The organism is Nocardioides sp. F233 (genome assembly GCF_057813895.1).
In genome coordinates, this window is record NZ_JBVASH010000003.1 from 219,707 (window position 1) to 238,603 (window position 18,897).

General features: G+C 70.8%; 14 protein-coding genes. 12 read left to right on the top strand and 2 right to left on the bottom strand.

The window, feature by feature from the left end; translation table 11 throughout:
* Positions 1–16: 16 nt before the first annotated feature.
* The 7 genes from betA (at position 17) to ACZYRU_RS12410 (ending at position 10,283) form a co-directional block, all read left to right on the top strand.
* Positions 17–1,741, top strand: a complete 1,725-nt coding sequence (betA, locus tag ACZYRU_RS12380; protein WP_488957404.1) for a choline dehydrogenase — start codon at positions 17–19, stop codon at positions 1,739–1,741.
* On the top strand, positions 1,738–2,811 hold the full coding sequence (locus ACZYRU_RS12385) for a quaternary amine ABC transporter ATP-binding protein (protein WP_488957405.1): 1,074 nt from the start codon (positions 1,738–1,740) through the stop codon (positions 2,809–2,811). The genes betA and ACZYRU_RS12385 overlap by 4 nt, the downstream gene beginning before the upstream one ends.
* On the top strand, positions 2,808–4,817 hold the full coding sequence (locus tag ACZYRU_RS12390; protein WP_488957406.1) for an ABC transporter permease: 2,010 nt from the start codon (positions 2,808–2,810) through the stop codon (positions 4,815–4,817). Before ACZYRU_RS12385 ends, ACZYRU_RS12390 begins: the two co-directional genes overlap by 4 nt.
* 46 nt (positions 4,818–4,863) lie before the next feature.
* Entirely contained in the window at positions 4,864–5,850 is a 987-nt protein-coding gene (locus tag ACZYRU_RS12395; protein WP_488957407.1) for an ABC transporter substrate-binding protein, read from the top strand.
* A 145-nt stretch (positions 5,851–5,995) separates the two neighbouring features.
* Positions 5,996–8,518 carry a GcvT family protein gene (locus ACZYRU_RS12400; RefSeq protein ID WP_488957408.1) on the top strand — a complete coding sequence of 841 codons (2,523 nt, stop codon included), beginning with the start codon at positions 5,996–5,998 and terminating at the stop codon, positions 8,516–8,518.
* Positions 8,515–9,297: an electron transfer flavoprotein subunit beta/FixA family protein gene (locus tag ACZYRU_RS12405; RefSeq protein ID WP_488957409.1), complete on the top strand. Its 783-nt coding sequence runs from the start codon at positions 8,515–8,517 to the stop codon at positions 9,295–9,297. The genes ACZYRU_RS12400 and ACZYRU_RS12405 overlap by 4 nt, the downstream gene beginning before the upstream one ends.
* A complete protein-coding gene (locus tag ACZYRU_RS12410; RefSeq protein ID WP_488957410.1) occupies positions 9,294–10,283 on the top strand; it encodes an electron transfer flavoprotein subunit alpha/FixB family protein in 990 nt (329 codons plus the stop codon). The genes ACZYRU_RS12405 and ACZYRU_RS12410 overlap by 4 nt, the downstream gene beginning before the upstream one ends.
* Here the strand turns inward: ACZYRU_RS12410 and ACZYRU_RS12415 are convergent.
* The gene (locus ACZYRU_RS12415; RefSeq protein WP_488957411.1) at positions 10,280–10,921 is read right to left on the bottom strand and encodes a TetR/AcrR family transcriptional regulator; all 642 of its coding nucleotides are present in this window, start codon (positions 10,919–10,921) and stop codon (positions 10,280–10,282) included. The genes ACZYRU_RS12410 and ACZYRU_RS12415 overlap by 4 nt on opposite strands.
* Positions 10,922–11,020: 99 nt before the next feature.
* On the opposite strand from ACZYRU_RS12415, the gene ACZYRU_RS12420 reads away from it, so the two are divergent.
* Genes ACZYRU_RS12420 through ACZYRU_RS12430 form a run of 3 tightly spaced genes read left to right on the top strand, consistent with a single transcriptional unit; the run spans position 11,021 to position 16,094 of the window.
* A complete protein-coding gene (locus ACZYRU_RS12420; RefSeq protein ID WP_488957412.1) occupies positions 11,021–12,505 on the top strand; it encodes an aldehyde dehydrogenase in 1,485 nt (494 codons plus the stop codon).
* 14 nt (positions 12,506–12,519) lie between these two features.
* Positions 12,520–14,043 (top strand): APC family permease, encoded by a 1,524-nt coding sequence (locus ACZYRU_RS12425; RefSeq protein ID WP_488957413.1) that lies wholly within the window; start codon positions 12,520–12,522, stop codon positions 14,041–14,043.
* A complete protein-coding gene (locus tag ACZYRU_RS12430; protein WP_488957414.1) occupies positions 14,040–16,094 on the top strand; it encodes an oxidoreductase in 2,055 nt (684 codons plus the stop codon). The genes ACZYRU_RS12425 and ACZYRU_RS12430 overlap by 4 nt, the downstream gene beginning before the upstream one ends.
* A gap of 288 nt (positions 16,095–16,382) precedes the next feature.
* On the opposite strand, the gene ACZYRU_RS12435 is transcribed toward ACZYRU_RS12430, so the two are convergent.
* Positions 16,383–17,642, bottom strand: coding sequence for a flavin-containing monooxygenase (locus ACZYRU_RS12435; RefSeq protein ID WP_488957415.1), 1,260 nt, complete (start codon positions 17,640–17,642; stop codon positions 16,383–16,385).
* 163 nt (positions 17,643–17,805) lie between these two features.
* Between ACZYRU_RS12435 and ACZYRU_RS12440 the strand changes: the two genes are divergently transcribed.
* Both ACZYRU_RS12440 and ACZYRU_RS12445 read left to right on the top strand, forming a co-directional pair.
* Positions 17,806–18,231: a RidA family protein gene (locus ACZYRU_RS12440; protein WP_488957416.1), complete on the top strand. Its 426-nt coding sequence runs from the start codon at positions 17,806–17,808 to the stop codon at positions 18,229–18,231.
* The gene (locus ACZYRU_RS12445; protein WP_488957417.1) at positions 18,228–18,896 is read left to right on the top strand and encodes a DUF1028 domain-containing protein; all 669 of its coding nucleotides are present in this window, start codon (positions 18,228–18,230) and stop codon (positions 18,894–18,896) included. The genes ACZYRU_RS12440 and ACZYRU_RS12445 overlap by 4 nt, the downstream gene beginning before the upstream one ends.
* Position 18,897: the final 1 nt, after the last annotated feature.

An 18,897-nucleotide genomic window follows, 5' to 3' on the forward strand; every position in this document is an offset into this window, starting at 1 on the left:
ACGGGACGGGGCACAGATGGGTGCGGAGCGGTACGACTACGTGATCGTGGGCGGAGGCTCCGCGGGGTGTGCCCTGGCCAACCGGCTCTCCGCCGACCCGGGCACCACGGTGCTGGTGCTGGAGGCCGGGCGCTCCGACTACCGGATCGATCCGTTCATCCACATGCCGGCGGCCCTGCCGATCCCGATCGGCAACCGGCTCTACGACTGGAAGTACGAGACCGATCCCGAGCCGCACATGGGCGGCCGGCGGGTCTTCCACGCCCGGGGCAAGGTCCTGGGCGGGTCGAGCAGCATCAACGGGATGATCTTCCAGCGGGGCAACCCGATGGACTACGAGCGCTGGTCGCGCGACCCGGGCATGGAGACCTGGGACTACCTGCACTGCCTGCCCTACTTCAAGCGGATGGAGACCCGCTACCTCGTCGACGGGAGCGTCGGCGCCGACGACTGGCGTGGCGGGGACGGTCCGCTCCGGCTCGAGCAGGGCCCGGCGAAGAACCCGCTCTTCGCCGCCTTCTTCGCGGCCGCGCAGGAGGCGGGCTACCCGCTCACCGACGACGTGAACGGCTACCGCCAGGAGGGCTTCGCCCGCTTCGACCGCAACGTCTACCGCGGCCGTCGGTGGTCGGCGGCGCGGGCCTACCTGCACCCGGTCAGGAGCCGCAGCAACCTCACCGTCAAGACCTACGCGTTCGTCACGTCGGTCAACTTCGAGGGCAAGCGGGCCGTGGGCGTGGACTACACGCAGGCCCGGCGTACGCACACCACGCGCGCCGGCGAGGTCATCCTGTGCGGCGGCGCGATCAACACCCCGCAGCTCCTCCAGCTCTCCGGGATCGGTGACGAGGCGCTGCTGCGCCAGCACGGGATCCCCGTCGTCCACCACCTGCCCGGCGTGGGGGAGAACCTCCAGGACCACCTCGAGGTCTACATCCAGTACGCGTCGAAGCAGCCGGTCTCGATCGCGCCCGGCCTGCGCCTGCGCGAGCGGCCCCGCATCGGCTACCAGTGGCTCTTCCACCGCAGCGGCCTCGGCGCGACGAACCACTTCGAGGGCGGCGGCTTCTGCCGCAGCAACGACGAGGTCGACTACCCGAACCTGATGTTCCACTTCCTGCCCATCGCGATCCGGTACGACGGCTCGGCACCGGAGAACCTCGAGAAGGGCGCCCACGGCTACCAGGTCCACATCGGCCCGATGTACGCCGACACCCGCGGCTGGGTACGGATCAGGAGCAGGGACCCGCGGGTCCACCCGAGCATGCAGTTCAACTACCTCTCCACGCCGACCGACCGCAAGGAGTGGGTCGAGGCGGTGCGGGTGGCCCGCGACATCCTCAACCAGCCCGCCTTCGCGCCGTACAACGACGGCGAGCTGTCGCCGGGCCCGTCGGTGGCGACCGATGACGAGATCCTCGACTGGGTGCGGGCCGACGCCGAGACGGCACTGCACCCCTCCTGCACGGCGAAGATGGGCATCGACGAGATGTCGGTGGTCGACCCGACCTCGATGCGGGTCCACGGCACCGAGGGCCTGCGGGTCGTCGATGCCTCGGTGTTCCCGTACGTCACCAACGGCAACATCTACGCGCCGGTGATGATGGTGGCCGAGAAGGCCGCGGACCTGATCGCGGGCAACACGCCGCTGCCGGCGCTCGACGTGCCCTACTACCGCTACCGCGACGACATGCCACTCCATCCACCCAGCGACAGCCGCAACCGTGAGGAGCACAGATGAGCGTGGCGACCGAGAAGGACTCCGCAACCGTGACGTCCGCCGAGAGCGCGCTGTCGGTGCGCAACCTGTGGAAGATCTTCGGCCCCCGCGCCGACCGGATCATCGGTACGCCGGACGCGCAGCTCTCGCGCGCCGAGCTGAAGGCGAAGACGGGCTGCGTGGCGGGCGTCAAGGACGTGTCGTTCGAAGTGGCACCGGGCGAGGTCTTCGTCGTGATGGGCCTGTCCGGGTCGGGGAAGTCGACCCTGGTCCGCTGCCTGACCCGGTTGATCGAGCCGACCGCCGGGTCGGTGGAGATCGACGGGATCGACGTCACGACCGCCTCCGACGCCCAGCTGCGCGACCTGCGCCGCAACCGGGTCTCGATGGTCTTCCAGCACTTCGGGCTGCTGCCGCACCGCCAGGTGATCGACAACATCGCCTACGGGCTCGAGATCCGCGGCATGAAGAAGAAGGAGCGCCGGGCCAAGGCGGAGGAGGTCGTGTCCCTCGTCGGGCTCGACGGCTTCTCGCACTCCTACCCCGACCAGCTCTCCGGCGGCATGCAGCAGCGCGTCGGCCTGGCCCGCGCACTCGCGGGCGACCCGAGCATCCTGCTGTTCGACGAGCCCTTCTCCGCGCTCGACCCGCTGATCCGCCGGGACATGCAGAACGAGGTGATCCGGCTGCACCGCGACCTGCGCAAGACGATGGTCTTCATCACCCACGACCTGCAGGAGGCGCTCAAGCTCGGCGACCGGATCCTGATCATGCGCGACGGCGAGATCGTGCAGATCGGCGCACCGGACGAGGTCGTGGGAGCGCCGGTCGACGACTACGTGCGGGACTTCGTCTCCGAGGTGCCCCGCTCCCACGTGCTCACCCTCAAGTGGGTGATGCGCGAGCCGCGGCCCGACGACTCGATGGACGGGCCGGTGATGTCGTGCGACACCATCGTGCGGCAGGCGGCGAAGGCGGCCCTGGCCTCCGAGCACCCCGTCCGCGTGGTCGACGGCGATCGCGTCATCGGGATCGTGGACGACGACGCGATCCTGCGGGTCGTGGTCGCGGAGGAAGAGGCCCACCAGTGAGTGCCACCCTCACCCCGCCGGCCGCTGCGCCGCCGACCCCGGATCCGAGGCGGAGCGGCCGCAACGTCGGCAACGTCCCCCGGTGGGCCTGGGTGCTCGGCGTGGTGGTGCTCTGGGTGGTCGTGTGGGCGCTGACCAAGGGCACGCACACCCTGACGCCGGCCGGCCGCGAGCACACCGACGTCCAGACCGCGCTCGGGGGCTTCCGGGACGACGTGCTGGCCGGCCGCGCCCACAACCCGGTCATCCAGTTCACCTACGACATCGGCGCCTGGTTCACCTCGGTGGTCGACTGGTTCCAGCGGCTGGTGTCCGTCCCCGACTTCCCACGTCCGGTGCCCCAGGTCGGTTGGCTGGGCGTGGCCGCCGTCGCGACCTGGGTGGGACTGGCCGTCGCCGGCTGGCGGATCGCGGTGCTGGTGGCGCTGTCGTTCGTCTCCTTCGGCGTGTTCGGCTACTGGTCCGACGCCATCGACCTGCTGATCGTCACCTTCGTCGCGGTCGGCGTCTCGGTGCTGATCGGGATGCCGCTCGCGGTCCTGGTCGGCACGGGCAACCGCGCCGTCAACGCCGTGACCAACACGGTGCTGGACGTCTTCCAGACGATGCCGACCTTCGTCTACCTGCTGCCGATCGTGCTGTTCTTCGGCATCGGGGCCGCGGGCGCGGTCGTCTGCACGCTGGTCTACGCGCTGCCGCCGATCATCCGGATCGCCGGCCACGGCATCCGCAACGTGTCCACGACGACGATCGAGGCGACCGACTCGGCCGGCCAGACCTGGTGGCAGCGGCTCACCAAGGTGCAGCTGCCGATGGCCCGCAAGACCATCGTCGTGGGGCTCAACCAGACGATCATGGCGGCGCTGTCGATGGCCACGATCGCGTCGTACGTCGACGGCCCTGGCCTGGGCCAGCCGGTGCTGGACGCGCTGGTCAAGAACGACGTCGGCGGCGCCTTCGTCCCGGGTGCGCTCATCGTGGTGATGGCGGTGATGCTCGACCGGTCGACGACCGCGGCCAGCGAGTACTCCGAGATCGCAGCGCGCGGCGGCCTGGACCTGCGGCTGCGGCGGATCGTCCTGGCCGGGGCGGCGGTGCCGGTGGTGGTCGCGGTCTACCTCTCGCGAACCTACCCGTGGGCGGCCGAGTTCTCCGACCCCGGCTGGACGCCGAATGTCGCCGACGGCGTCGACAGCTTCTTCGTGTGGTTCACCGACACCTTCCGGGGCTTCACCCAGGGCTTCAAGGACCTGGTCAGCGCCGTGCTCCTCGACCCGCTCCAGTCGCTGCTGTCCGAGTCGCCGTGGTGGCTGGCTGCAGGCGCGCTCCTCGCGCTGGCCGTGGTCGTCGGTGGGATCCGGGCGCTCGTGCCGACCGTGGTCTGCATCGGCGGCCTGCTCTACTTCGGTCTCTGGCACGACGCGATGGTGACCCTCAACATGACGCTGGTCGGCACCGTGCTCGTGATGCTGCTGGCCGTGGTCCTCGGCGTCGCGATGGCGCGCAGCCGGGCCGTCGACGTCGTGCTCCGCCCGACCCTGGATGCCGGGCAGACCATCCCACCGTTCGTCTACCTGATCCCGGTGCTGGCGCTGTTCGGCCCGACCCGGTTCACGGCCATCGTCGCCGGCGTGGTCTACGCGGCGCCCGTCGCGATCAAGCTGGTGGCCGACGGGGTACGCGCCGTGTCCCCGTCGACGATCGAGGCGGGGCGGTCCACCGGGTCGACCCGGTGGCAGGAGATCGTCAAGGTGCAGCTCCCGATGGCCCGCCCCTCCCTGGTGCTCGCTGCCAACCAGGGCCTGCTCTACGTCCTGGCCATGGCCGTCATCGGCGGCCTGGTCGGCGCCGGCGCCCTGGGGTACGACGTCGTGCTCGGCTTCGCGCGGTCGGAGGAGTGGGGCAAGGGAGCGGCCGCCGGCATCAGCATCGTCCTGCTCGGGATCATGGTCGACCGGATCGCCCGGGCGGCCGCGCACCGCTCCGGCGCCCCAGCCGCCCGGTAGCGCACACAGCCTGCAACACGTCCGACACGACAACCAAGGAGAAAGAGTGCGACACATCAGTTGGAGGGCGACCGGCCTCACCTCGGTTGCGGCGTCCGTGGCGATCCTGCTCGCCGCCTGTGGCGGCGGCACGATCGACGAGCAGACCAAGGCCAACGAGTCCAAGGCCGGCGGCGCCGGTGACTGCGGCGAGCTCAACATCGCGGTCAACCCGTGGGTCGGCGACGAGGCCAGCAGCTACGTCGTGGGCCGGGTGGCGAGCCAGCAGCTCGGCTGCAAGGTCAACTACAAGGAGCTCAAGGAGGACGTGTCCTGGCAGGGCTTCGGCACCGGCGACGTCGACGTCGTGATCGAGGACTGGGGCCACCCCGACCTCGAGAAGAAGTTCTTCGCCGACCAGGGCGACGGCAGCGCCACGGACCTCGGCCCGAACGGCAACATCGGCATCATCGGCTGGTACGTCCCGCCGTGGCTCGCCAAGGAGCACCCCGACATCCTGGAGTGGAAGAACCTCAACGAGTACGCCAAGGAGTTCGCGACCTCCGAGTCGGGAGGCAAGGGCCAGTTCCTGGGCGCGGACCCGTCGTACGTCCAGTTCGACGAGGCGATCATCAGCAACCTGAAGCTGGACTTCAAGGTGGTCTTCTCCGGGAGTGAGGCGGCCAGCATCACCGCCTTCCAGCAGGCCGAGAAGAACAAGGAGTTCCTGATCGGCTACTTCTACGAGCCGCAGTGGCTCTTCGCCGAGGTCCCACTCGAGAAGGTGGCGCTGCCGCCGTACGAGGACGGTTGCCAGGACGTCCCGGCCAAGGTCGCCTGCGACTACCCGGAGACGGAGCTGAAGAAGGTCGTCTCCACCTCGTGGCAGAAGGAGGGCGGCCCGGGCGTCGACCTGGTGACGAACTTCAAGTGGACCAACGACGACCAGAACCAGGTCGCCAAGTACATCGCCGAGGACAAGCTGAAGCCCGAGGAGGCCGCGGACAAGTGGATCGCCGACAACCAGGACAAGGTCGACGCCTGGCTCCAGTGACCGCGCGCTGACCCGCGACCCGACGATCCTGCGCCCGGCTGGGCATTGACACCCGGCCGGGCGCAGGCGATTCTGGATCTGTCTCGCATTGCGCATTCAGTTGCGCAATACGCAACTCATCGGCTCACTCTTCCAAGGAGTCCCCATGGCCACCGTTCCCACCTCGGCCGGCGTCGTCGTGATCGGCGCGGGCATCGTCGGCAACAGCCTGGTGCACCACCTCGCGCGCCTGGGCTGGCGCGACATCGTGCAGATCGACAAGGGGGCGCTGCCCAACCCGGGCGGCTCCACCGGGCATGCGTCGAACTTCATCTTCCCCGTCGACCACTCCCGCGAGATCACCGACCTCACGCTCGACTCGGTGCGGCAGTACCAGGAGATGGGCGTCTTCACGCAGTCCGGCGGCTTCGAGATCGCGCGCACCGAGGAGCGCATGGAGGAGCTGCGGCGGCGGATGTCGAGCGCGAAGGCCTGGGGGATCGAGGCGGAGCTGGTGAGCCCGGAGTTCGTGAAGGAGAAGGTGCCCTTCATCGAGACCGACCAGTTCATCGGGGCGTTCTGGACGCCGAGCGTCGGCGTGGTCGACTCGCTGCGGGCCGGCACCATCATGCGCGAGGCGGCGCTCGCGACCGGCGAGCTCACCGTCGTCCCGACGGTCGAGGTGATCGGGATGGACACCGAGGAGGGGGCCGACGGTCACCGCCGGATCGTCCGGGTGCGCACCGACGGCGGTGACATCGAGACCACCCACGTCGTGATCGCCGCGGGCGTGTGGAGCCCCAAGCTGGGCGACATGGCCGGCATCAGCATCCCGCTCACCCCGGCCGTGCACCAGATGATCAGCGTCGGCCCGTGCCCGCAGCTGGCCGAGCGCGAGGGTGAGATCTCCTTCCCGATCATCCGCGACATGGACACCTTCTGCTACGAGCGCCAGCACGGCGCCGACATGGAGGTCGGCTCCTACGCCCACCGCGCGATCCTGCACGAGCCCGAGGACATCCCCTCGATCGAGCAGTCGAAGCTGTCGCCGACCGAGCTGCCCTTCACCTCCGAGGACTTCGACCCGCAGCTCGAGCAGGCCTACGAGCTGATGCCCGAGCTGCTCGGCGCCGAGGGCGCGGAGATGCGCTACGCGATCAACGGACTGCTGTCGCTGACCTGCGACGGTGCGCCGATCCTGGGGGAGAGCCAGGTCAAGGGGCTGTGGACCGCGTCGGCGGTGTGGATCAAGGAAGGCCCCGGCGTCGGTCGAGCGGTCGCCGAGTGGATGACGCAGGGCTGGTCCGAGATCGACGTCCACCACAGCGACATCGCCCGCTTCCACGCCCACCAGATGCGCCGCGAGCACACGCGGCTGCGCACGACCGAGTCGTTCATCAAGACCTACGGCATCGTGCACCCGGCCGAGCAGTACGAGTCGGACCGCGACCAGCGGCTCGCACCGATGCACGACGCGCAGAAGAAGCTCGGCGCCTTCTTCTTCGAGACCGCCGGCTGGGAGCGTCCGCACTGGTACGAGTCGAACGCCCCGCTCCTGGAGGTGTACGGCGACGCGGTGATGCCGCGCGAGCACGAGTGGGACGCCCGTTGGTGGAGCCCGATCATCAACGCCGAGCACCTGCGCATGCGCGAGGCCGCCGGCGTGGTGGACCTGTCCGCCTTCGCGGTCTTCGACATCACCGGGCCGGGTGCGCTCGACACCGTGCAGCGCACCTGCGTGGCCCAGTGCGACGTCGCGGTCGGCAAGGTGATCTACACCCCGGTCCTCAACGCAGCCGGCGGCTTCCTGTCCGACCTCACCGTGATGCGCCTGGGGGAGGAGCACTTCCGGGTGGTCACCGGCGGCGCGCACGGCATGGCGGACCGCAAGACGTTCGGCGACCAGGTCACCGATCCCGGCACCACGCTGGTCGACGTCACCGACCAGGTCTCGACGATCGGGCTGTGGGGCCCGCGGGCGCGCGACGTCCTCGCGTCGCTGACCTCCGACGACGTCTCCGACGAGGGCTTCGGGTTCCTGAGCTGTCGCGAGATCACCGTCGCGGGCGTCGCGGTGCTCGCCTCGCGGATCTCGTACGTCGGCGAGCTGGGCTGGGAGCTCTACGTCGCCATGGAGGACGCGGCCCGGCTCTGGGACGCGCTGCTCGAGGCCGGGGCGCCGCACGGCGCCGTACCCGTCGGCATCGGCGTCTACGGCACGACCGGCCGGATCGAGAAGGGCTACCGCGCCTACGGCTACGAGCTCGACTCGGAACGGAGCATCGTCGAGGCCGGGATGCAGCGACCCAAGGTCAAGGCCGCCGACTTCGTCGGCAAGGAGGCCTACCTGGCCCAGCGTGAGCAGGCACCGGCGACGGTGCTCTGCACGATGACCGTCGACGACCACACCTCCGCCTCGGGGACCAAGCGCTACATGCTCGGCGGCGAGCCGGTCCTGACCCGCGAGGGCGGCACGCTCACCGACGGGCACGGGCACCACCCCTACGTCACGAGCGCCGGCTCCGCGCCCTCGCTCGGCAAGCACGTGCTGCTGGCCTACCTCCCGCCCGACCAGGCCGTCCTGGGCAACCAGCTCGCGGTGTCGTACATGGAGGAGCTGTACCCGGTCACGGTCGCCTCGGTCGACGCCACCGCGCTCCTCGACCCGCAGAACGAGCGCATCCGATGAGTGAGGCACTCGACGTCCTGGTCTGCGTGAAGCGGGTCGTGGACTCCACCGGCGAGGTGGTCCTGACCGAGGACGAGCAGTCGGTCGACGGGCGGTACGCCGGCTTCACGCTGAGCAACCACGAGGAGTGCGCGATCGAGCTCGCCGTGCAGACCGCCGCCGCGACGGGAGGCAGCGCCTCGGTGCTGACCCTGGGCGGGGCCGAGTCGGTCGACCAGCTGCGCTCGGCGCTCGCGGTCGGCTGCACCGCGGCCACCCACGTCGAGGCCGATCCTGGCGCCTTCGGCCCCGCCGACGTCGCCCGCGAGATCGCCGCCGTGGTCCGGGACCACGAGGGCGCCGGGCGGCGGCACGACCTGGTGCTGCTCGGCAACGACGCGGCGGACACCGGCGACTTCCAGGTCGGGATCCGGCTCGCCCACGAGCTCGGGCGTCCGGTGGTCAACGGGGCGGCGACGGTCATCGTCGAGGACGGTCACGTGGTCGCCGGCGTCAAGGGTCCCGACGGCAGGGAGACCTACCGGGTCCCGCTGCCCGCGGTGGTCACCGTGCTGGAGGGCGGCGTCGAGCCGCGCTACCCCACGGTGCCCGGGCGGATGAAGGCGAAGAAGGTCGAGATCGAGCAGCGCACGCCCGCGACCGACCCGGTCGGCCCGAACCGCCGCCGGCTCCGGCTGCCGCCGCCGCAGCCGAGCGAGGTCCAGGTGCTCGGCAAGGGCGCCGACGCGGCCGCGGCGGTGGTCGACCTGTTCGAGCAGCTGGGCGTGGTGGCGCGATGATCCTCGTCCTGGTCGAGACCGACGCGACCGGCGCCGTCGAGGTGTCCCGCGAGACGCTGTCCTTCGCTCGGGACCTGTCCGCTGCGGGCGGCGGCGTACCCGTCGACGCGGTGGTCGTCGGCGCCCTGCCGTGCCCGGTGGAGGAGCTGGCCGCCCAGCTGGCGACGTACGGCGTGCGCGACGTGCACCACGCCACGGGCGATGCGTTCAGTGCCTACGGCGGTGCGGCCTGGGCCAGCGCTGTTCAGTCGGTGCGCGAGACCGTCGGGTCCGTGGTGGTGACCGCCGCCGGGACGCCGCGCGGCATGGAGGTGCTGGCCCACCTGGCCGCCCGCGCCGGCGTGGCGATGGCGGCCAACGTGGTGGCGTTCGACGGCCTGGCGCCCTTCACGGTGACCCGGCAGGTGGTCGGCGGAGCCGCGCTCGAGGACATGGTCCTGGGCGAGCGGCCGGCGATCTTCACCGTCGCCGGGCACGCCGTGGAGGCGACGCCCGCCGCGACGCCGGGCGACGGACGCGTGGTCACGACGGCGCCCGAGGTCGCTCCTGCCGACCTGGTGGCTCGCGTGGTGTCGGCCGAGCCCGCGCAGCAGGACCTCTCCGGCGGCCTGAAGTCGGCCCGGGTGGTCGTCGGTGCCGGTCGCGGTGCCGGCAGCGCCGACGGGTTCGGTGACCTGCTCGAGCTGGTCGACCTCCTCGACGGCGCGCTCGGCGTCTCGCGCGTGGTCACCAGCCTCGGTTGGCGACCCCACCACGAGCAGGTCGGTCAGACCGGGAGCCGGATCTCACCGGACCTGTACGTCGCCTGCGGCATCTCGGGCGCGATCCAGCACTGGGCGGGCTGTGCGAGCGCGAAGACGATCCTGGCCATCAACACCGACCCGGACGCGCCGATGGTCGCCAAGGCCCACTACGCCGTCATCGGCGACCTGCACGAGGTCGTCCCCGCGATCAACGAGGAGATCCGCCGCAGGCGAAGCTCCTAGGCTTTCTTTGCGCTGGTCGGCAGGTCGGGACGCGCCGGCGTGACCCGGACGCCGGTCGCGGCCAACGCGTAGCTCGCCAGCTGCTGCTCGGCCCGCTCGAGGGTCAGTGATGAGTTGTGGGCCAGCAGGTGCAGGCCGAAGGCGTCCTCGAGTGCCACGAAGTTGCGGGCGATCGCGTCGGCGTCGTCGGCCAGGGTGAACACGCCGGTGGCGCGCCCGACCTCGAGCACCGCGGTGTAGAGCGAGACCTCGCGGTCGAACAGCAGGGTCATCAAGGTGGCGTGCATCGGACTGCGGCTGGCGCTGACCGAGATCTCGTCGAGCACCTGGCTGAGCAGCAGGTCCTCGCCGCGGGGTAGGCCGGAATGCATCAACCGGGCCAGCTTCTCGACGGGGGAGAGGTCGCCCGCGACGACCTGCTGGCGCGACCAGTAGTAGCGGTCGGTCGCGGCCTGGTGGGCGGCCTCGACGAGCCCGTCGAGCTCGGGGTAGTAGTACGCGACCAGGCGCGGCGAGATGCCGGCCTCCTCGGCGATGTTCTTCATCGTGACGCCGCTCAGGCCGTGCCGGGCGATCACCGTCAGCGTCGCCGCGATGAGGTGCTCGCGGCGGGCCGCCTGGTCCTTGCGTCGTGCCATGGCGACCACCGTAGCGCCCTGCCCGATTTCCGGCGCGTCGTTGACAGCAGTGGGTGACCCGAGTCATATTTGCGCCGAAGCGCAAAGAAAGGATCCCGCGTGCGCACTCACCAGGACTGGCTCGCCGAGGCCGCCAAGGTCGTCCTCCCGACCCGCCCGTTCGTCGGTGGCGGCTTCGTCGACGCCGACACGGCCACCTTCGAGAACCGCAACCCGGCCACGGGCGCCCTGCTCGCCGAGGTCAGCGACGCCGGCGCCGAGGGCGTCGACCGCGCCGTGCGTGCGGCCCGGGCCGCCTTCGACTCCGGGGTCTGGAGCCGCGCCGGGGTGTCCTTCCGTCGCGAGCGGATGCTCCGCTTCGCCGACCTGTTGGCCGACCACGCTGCCGAGCTGGCCGTCCTCGACTCCCTCGACATGGGCAAGCGGGTCGTCGACGCCCACGAGCTCGACGTGCCGTTCTCGGTCAACCTGTTCCGCTACTACGCCGAGGCGATCGACAAGATCAACGACGAGGTCGCCCCGACCCCGCCGGGCACCCTCGGCCTGATCCGCCGGGTGCCGCTCGGCGTCGTCGGTGCGGTCGTGCCGTGGAACTACCCGGTCGACATGCTCGCCTGGAAGGTCGCCCCGGCGATGGCCGCGGGCAACAGCGTCGTCCTCAAGCCCGCCGAGCAGTCGCCGTCCTCCGCGCTGCGGATCGCCGAGCTCGCCGCCGAGGCCGGCATCCCCGACGGCGTCCTCAACGTCGTCCCCGGCCTGGGCGAGACCACCGGCAAGGCCCTCGGCCTGCACCCGGACGTCGACGTCCTCGCGTTCACCGGCTCGACCGAGGTCGGCGCCTACTTCCTGCAGTACGCCGGCCAGTCCAACCTCAAGCAGGTCTGGCTCGAGTGCGGCGGCAAGAGCCCCCACCTCGTCTTCGCCGACGCCGAGGACCTCGCGGCCACCGCGAAGCAGACCGCCTTCGGCATCTGGTTCAACCAGGGCGCGGTGTGCTCGGCGCACTCCCGCGTCCTCGTCCAGCGTGAGGTGCACGACGAGTTCGTGTCGCTGGTCGCGGCCGAGGCGGCGGCGTACGCCCCCGGCGACCCGCTCGACCCCGCCGCCGGGATGGGCGCGATCGTCTCGCCCGAGCAGACCGACCGGATCATGCAGTTCGTCGACGAGGCGCGGACGACCTCCGCCCGCCTGGTCACCGGCGGCGAGCGGCTCACCCGCGACGGCAGCGACTGCTACGTGCAGCCGACCGTCTTCGACGGAGTCGACCCGGCGTCGACCCTCGCTCGCGAGGAGGTGTTCGGGCCGGTGCTCGCGATCTCGCCGTTCGACACCGAGGACGAGGCGGTCACGCTCGCCAACGACACGGCGTACGGCCTCGCCGCCTCCGTCGCCACCAGCAACCTCGGCCGCGCCCACCGGCTGGCCGAGCGGATCCATGCCGGGACCGTCACGGTCAACGGCGTGGACGCCTTCAGCGCCTGGACCCCGTTCGGGGGGTTCAAGGGCTCCGGGTTCGGCCGCGACCTCTCGCTGCACGCCCTCGACAAGTACGTCGGTCTGAAGACCGTCTGGATCAACCACTGAATCCTGGAGCACCCATGTCAGACACCGTTCGCCCCACGGAGCTCGCCGCCGAGCAGCAGGCACTGCTGCACCGCACGCTCGGCCGCTTCGACATCATCTTCCTGCTCATCGCCGCCGTCGTCGGCCTCGAGACGCTCGGCCAGGTCTCGACGTACGGCGCCGAGGCGTTCACGTGGGCGCTCGTGCTCGCCGTGTTCTTCCTCGTGCCCTACGGCCTGATCTTCGCCGAGACGGGTGCCGCCTTCAGCGAGGAGGGCGGTGCGTACACCTGGGTCCGCGACGCCTTCGGCCGCCCGGCCGCGGCGGTCGCCTCGCTGCTCAACTGGGTCACCCAGCCGGTGTGGGTCGGCGGCTCGATGTCGTTCCTGGCTGCCGAGACGGTGAGCACCTACATCACCCCGCTGCCGGCAGGCTCCTTCGCCGACTACGTCTTCAAGTTCGTCTTCATCTGGATCACCGTGCTCGCGGCCGTCGTGAGCCTGCAGAAGGGCAAGTGGCTGCCGACCAGCGGTGCCGTGCTCAAGATCGGCGTGCTGGTCCTGTTCGTGGTGACCACGGCGATCTACGCCGTGCAGCACGGTGTCGAGGGCCTCGGCGCCGGCGACTTCAGCCCCACCCTGCTCGGCCTGTTCGGCTCGGTCCCGATCCTGCTGTTCGCCTACCTCGGCTTCGAGTCGGGCAACAGCGCTGCCGGCGAGATGGAGAACCCGGGCCGCGACGTACCCGTCTCGATCGCCCGCTCCTGCGCGACCGCGGCGTTCTGCTACCTGGTGCCGATCCTCTCGATCCTGCTGGTGGTGCCCAAGGACGACATCACCGGCATCGGCGGCTTCCTGGACGCCGTGAAGACCGTGTTCTCCGTGTACGGCGACGCGGCCGGCCCGATGCTCAAGATCACCGCGATCGTCGTGGTCTACGTGCTGATGAGCCAGGGCTCGGCGTGGATGATCATCTCCGACCGGATGCAGGCGATGACCGCTGCGGACGGTTCGTTCTTCGGTGGATACTTCGGCCGCTTCCACCCCGGCCTGGGCACCCCGGTGCGCGTCAACATGCTCTCGGGCGCGACCGCCACCGTCTTCATGCTCGCCGCGATGATCGTCTCCGGCACGGGCGGCGCGATCTTCGGCGTGGTGCTGACGATCTCGATCTCCACCTTCCTGCTCGCCTACCTCTTCGTCATCCCCGCCGCGATCAAGCTGCGCCGGATGTACCCCGACGTCGAGCGCCCGTTCCGGGTGCCGGTCTCCGACCGCGGCTTCGCGCTGCTCGGCTGGCTGGCCTTCGCCTGGATCGTGCTCGGCTCCTGGGTCGCCGTCTTCCCCGGCGCCCTCGAGCGCGTCTTCGGCCTCGACTACCCGTTCAAGGACTACTGGGGCGTCTCCCAGGGGACCTTCGAGGCCTTCACCCTGGGCACCCTCGCCGTGATCGCCGCCCTCGGTGCCATCGGCTACGTGTGCGGCCGCTCCGTGCGGGCCGGCAGTGCCCCCGGCAGCACCGACAACCCCGACAACCAGATCAAGGAATCCGTCCGATGACGTCGCCGTACGACATCCTCTTCGAGCCCGTGCAGATCGGGCCGGTCACCACGAAGAACCGCTTCTACCAGGTGCCCCACTGCAACGGCATGGGCTACCGCGACCCGAGCGCCCAGGCCTCGATGCGCAAGATCAAGGCCGAGGGTGGCTGGTCGGTGGTGTGCACCGAGCAGGTCGAGATCCACGCGACCTCCGACATCGCGCCGTTCATCGAGCTGCGGATCTGGGACGACCAGGACCTGCCCGCGCTCAAGCGGATCGCCGACGCGATCCACGAGGGCGGCGGCCTCGCCGGCATCGAGCTGGCCCACAACGGCATGAACGCGCCGAACCAGCTCAGCCGCGAGACCCCGCTCGGGCCGCAGCACCTCCCGGTCGCGCCCGACACCATCGCGCCGGTCCAGGCCCGCGCGATGACCACGCAGGACATCGACGACCTGCGGCGCTGGCACCGCAACGCCGTACGCCGCTCGCTGGAGGCGGGCTACGACGTCGTCTACGTCTACGGCGCCCACGGCTACGGCGCCCCGCACCACTTCCTCTCGCGCCGGTACAACAACCGCACGGACGAGTACGGCGGCTCGCTCGAGAACCGGATGCGGCTGCTGAAGGAGCTGCTCGAGGACACGATCGACGAGGTCGCCGGCCGCGCCGCCGTGGCCTGCCGGATCACGGTCGAGGAGGAGATCGACGGCGGCATCACCCGCGAGGACATCGAGGGCGTGCTGCGCGAGCTCGGCGAGCTCCCGGACCTGTGGGACTTCGCGATGGGCAGCTGGGAGGGCGACTCGGTCACCTCGCGGTTCGCGCCGGAGGGCCGCCAGGAGGAGTTCGTCGCCGGGCTCAAGAAGCTCACCACCAAGCCCGTCGTCGGCGTCGGCCGGTTCACCTCGCCCGACGCGATGGTGCGCCAGGTCAAGGCCGGCATCCTCGACCTGATCGGTGCCGCCCGCCCCTCGATCGCCGACCCGTTCCTCCCGAACAAGATCCGCGACGGCAGGCTGAACCTGATCCGCGAGTGCATCGGCTGCAACATCTGCGTGTCCGGCGACCTCACCATGTCGCCGATCCGCTGCACCCAGAACCCCAGCATGGGTGAGGAGTGGCGCCGCGGCTGGCACCCCGAGAAGATCCGCGCCAAGGAGAGCGACGCGCGCATCCTCGTCGTCGGCGCCGGCCCGTCCGGCCTCGAGGCGGCCCGTGCGCTCGGCGTACGCGGCTACGACGTCGTGCTCGCCGAGGCCGGCCGCGACCTCGGCGGCCGCGTGACGCAGGAGTCCGCGCTGCCGGGCCTGTCGGCGTGGGGCCGGGTGAAGGAGTACCGCGAGGCCGTCCTCGCCGAGCTCCCCAACGTCGAGATCTACCGCGAGAGCCCGATGAGCGGCGAGGACATCGTCGAGTTCGGGTTCGAGCACGTCATCACCGCCACTGGCGCCACCTGGCGCACCGACGGCGTCGCGCGCTTCCACACCACGCCGATGCCGATCGCCGAGGGCGCCCAGGTGCTCGGACCGGACGACCTGTTCGCCGGCCGCCTGCCCGACGGCAAGAAGGTCGTCGTGTACGACGACGACCACTACTACCTCGGCGGCGTCGTCGCGGAGCTGCTCGCGCAGAAGGGCTACGACGTCTCGATCGTCACGCCCGCGCCGCAGGTCTCGTCGTGGACCAACAACACCTTCGAGATCAACCGGGTCCAGCGCCGGATCATCGAGAACGGCATCACCCGGGTGCTCGACCACGCCGTCGTGGCGGTCGGTACGGGCGGCGTGACCGTCCGTGAGACCTACACCGGCCTCGAGCGCGACCTCGACTGCGACGCCGTCGTCATGGTCACCGCCCGCCTGCCCAAGGAGGAGCTCTACCTCGACCTCGTCGCCCGCCGCGACGCCGGCGAGATCGCCTCCGTGCGCGGCATCGGCGACGCCTGGGCCCCGGGCACCATCGCCGCGGCGGTGTGGTCGGGACGCCGTGCGGCCGAGGAGTTCGACGCCGTCCTGCCGTCGAACGACGAGGTGCCGTTCCGGCGCGAGGTCACCCAGCTGGCCTGAGGCGCAAACACGCCGGCTGGGCACACAGCCGCACCCCGGTCTCCTCGTGAGGCCGGGGTGCGGTGCTTTTCTCGCCCGGTGGTTGAGGTGTGACGAGCGCCAGCGAGGAGCCTCGCAACCTCCGGGTTGCTGTGCGTGGGTGAGAGGGCCGGCGTTCTTGTGTCGTGTTCCGGGGGTTTCGAGGCTCGGCGCCGGGGCGCCTCTCACCTCAACCGCCGGTGGAGATGCCGAAGGCCCGGACCCCTCCGGGGCCCGGGCCTTCGGCTCGGTGCGGCTGAGCGCCGTTGATCAGCCGCGCGCTGCGCGGTCGTACGCCGCGTAGCTGCGCTGGATGGCGATGTGTCCCGCGATGTGCTTGGCGTCGTGCCACACGCCCCAGATGAAGCTGGAGCCGCGGCGCGAGAGCCAGGGGAGGCCGACGAAGTAGACGCCGGGCTCGGTGGAGACGCCGCGGCGGTGGGCCGGGCGGCCGTTCTCGTCGAGCGCGTCGACCTGCAGCCAGCTGTAGTCGGTCGCGAAGCCGGTCGCCCAGATCACCGTGGTGACCCCGGCGGCGGCCAGGTCGAGGGCGAGCAGCGGCGTGGTGACGGCCTGCGGGTCGGCGCCGAGGACGCGGGCCTCCGGCTCCTCGGGCAGGTCGATGCCGTGGCGGGCGACGTACTCGTCGGCGGCGTCGAGCAGCGCGAGGTAGTTGGCGTCGCCGTTCGCGACGTTCTCGGCGAGGTCCTCGCGGAAGGTGAGCGTGCCGGCGTCGTACGTGTCGGTCATGCCGACGAGCTGGATGCCGGTCGCCTCGAGGGCCCGGAAGTCGATGGTGTGGCCGCCGCGGGCGCCGCTGACGGCGATCGTGACGTGCTCGGCACCGGCGGCGGGGGTCTCGAGGTCCCACAGGCCCAGCACGCCGAGCCACCAGCAGAAGTCGCGACCGCGGTAGCTGCGCGGGGGACGGTCGTGCGGGCCGACGGAGAGGAAGACCTGACGGCCCGAGCGCTGCAGCTCGTCGGCGATCTGTACGCCGGACGAGCCGGCGCCGACCACCAGGACCGCGCCCTCGGGGAGCTGGTCGGGGTTGCGGTAGCTGCTGGAGTGCATCTGCAGCTCGACGGCGCCGTCGGGCACGATCGGCGGGTAGACCGGCTTCTGGAAGGGGCCGGTCGCGGCGACCACGTAGCGCGCGTCGATGACGCCCTCGGAGGTCTCGACGCGGAAGCCGGGGCGGCCCTCGTGCCGGGTGACTGAGGTGACCTCGACGCCGGTCCGGATGGGGGCGTTGATCTTCTCGGCGTACGCCTCGAAGTAGCCGGCGACCTGGTCCTTGGTGGCGAACTCGTCCGCGGCCACGTCCTGGAACTCCAGGCCGGGGAAGCGGTCGTGCCAGGCCGGGCCGTTCGCGACGAGCGAGTCCCACCGCATGGTGCGCCAGCGCTCGGCGATCCGCTCGCGCTCGAGCACGAGGTGCGGAACGCCGTTGTCGCTCAGGTGCTCACTCATCGCCACACCGGCCTGACCGGCGCCGACGACGAGGACCTCGATCTGTTCGTTCGTCATGTCTCGATCCTCCGGGCCGGTGACTACCGCTGTCCAACAGATGTTGTCGGCCTTCTGCATCGACTGAACAGATGCAATGGCCGACGAGTCATCGAGCGGGCAGATGCAAGAGTTCGGAAAGATCTGTTGGACACATGGCTCGGATCTCCGGTGGACTGGCTCCATGAGCATCGTCGTCGGCGGCCACACCCGCATCCGTCCGTTCAACACCAGCGTCACCTACCCGGAGCAGAACCTCGACAACGACCTGTGCCAGGCCGTCGTCGCGGGCAACACGGTGTACGTCCGCGGTCAGATCGGACAGAACCTCGACACCAGCGAGTCCGTCGGCATCGGCGACGTCGAGGCGCAGACCGAGCAGGCGATGGCCAACATCACGATGCTGCTCGAGGAGGCCGGGGCCCGCATGGAGCACCTGGTCAAGCTCACCATCTACATCGTCGACCCGCGCTACCGCGAGACCGTCTACCGGACCATCGGCCGCTGGACCAAGGGTGTCCACCCGATCTCGACCGGCATCGTCGTCTCCGCCCTCGCCCGCCCGGAGTGGCTGGTCGAGGTCGACGCGATCGCGGTGATCTCCGAGTGACCTTCTCCGTCCTCGCGACCGACGGCAAGGGCGCCGTCGGCATCGCCGTCACCTCCTCCAGCCCGGCCGTCGCCGCGCGGTGCATCCACCTGCGCCCCGGCGTGGGTGGTGCGTCCTCGCAGAACATCACCGACCCGCGCCTGGGCGCCGAGCTCCTCGACGCCCTCGAGAGCGGTCTCGACGCCGAGGCCGCGCTGGCGAAGGTCACCGACGGTCGCGAGCACATCGAGCACCGTCAGCTCACCGTGCTCTCCCCGGACGGCGCCGGCGCTGCGTTCAGCGGCACCGGATCGCTCGGGGTCCACCACCACGTCGTTGCGCCCGACGTGGTGGCGGCCGGCAACCTGCTGGCCGGCACCGCGGTCGTGGACGCCGTCGCCGCGGCGTTCACGACCGCCACCGGCGAGCTCGAGGAGCGGTTGCTCGTCGCGCTTGAGGCCGGCCTGGCCGCCGGCGGCGAGGCCGGACCGGTCCGCTCGGCCGGCCTGTCCGTCGTCCGCGACGTCGCCTGGCGGGTCACGGACCTGCGCGTCGACTGGAGCGACGACCCGATCGGCCAGCTCCGCGAGCTGCTCGGGGTCTGGCTGCCCCAGCGCGACGACTACGTCACCCGCGGGCTGGACCCCACCGTCGCGCCGTCGTACGGCGTCCCCGGGGACGAGTGAG

Bases quoted from the DNA above. Each gene is read 5' to 3' on its own strand.
- ACZYRU_RS12410 (WP_488957410.1), top strand. From the start codon at position 9,294: ATGATCCTCGTCCTGGTCGAGACCGACGCGACCGGCGCCGTCGAGGTG.
- betA (WP_488957404.1), top strand. From the start codon at position 17: ATGGGTGCGGAGCGGTACGACTACGTGATCGTGGGCGGAGGCTCCGCG.
- ACZYRU_RS12435 (WP_488957415.1), bottom strand. From the start codon at position 17,642: ATGACGAACGAACAGATCGAGGTCCTCGTCGTCGGCGCCGGTCAGGCC.
- ACZYRU_RS12440 (WP_488957416.1), top strand. From the start codon at position 17,806: ATGAGCATCGTCGTCGGCGGCCACACCCGCATCCGTCCGTTCAACACC.
- ACZYRU_RS12425 (WP_488957413.1), top strand. From the start codon at position 12,520: ATGTCAGACACCGTTCGCCCCACGGAGCTCGCCGCCGAGCAGCAGGCA.
- ACZYRU_RS12400 (WP_488957408.1), top strand. From the start codon at position 5,996: ATGGCCACCGTTCCCACCTCGGCCGGCGTCGTCGTGATCGGCGCGGGC.
- ACZYRU_RS12430 (WP_488957414.1), top strand. From the start codon at position 14,040: ATGACGTCGCCGTACGACATCCTCTTCGAGCCCGTGCAGATCGGGCCG.
- ACZYRU_RS12415 (WP_488957411.1), bottom strand. From the start codon at position 10,921: ATGGCACGACGCAAGGACCAGGCGGCCCGCCGCGAGCACCTCATCGCG.
- ACZYRU_RS12385 (WP_488957405.1), top strand. From the start codon at position 1,738: ATGAGCGTGGCGACCGAGAAGGACTCCGCAACCGTGACGTCCGCCGAG.
- ACZYRU_RS12405 (WP_488957409.1), top strand. From the start codon at position 8,515: ATGAGTGAGGCACTCGACGTCCTGGTCTGCGTGAAGCGGGTCGTGGAC.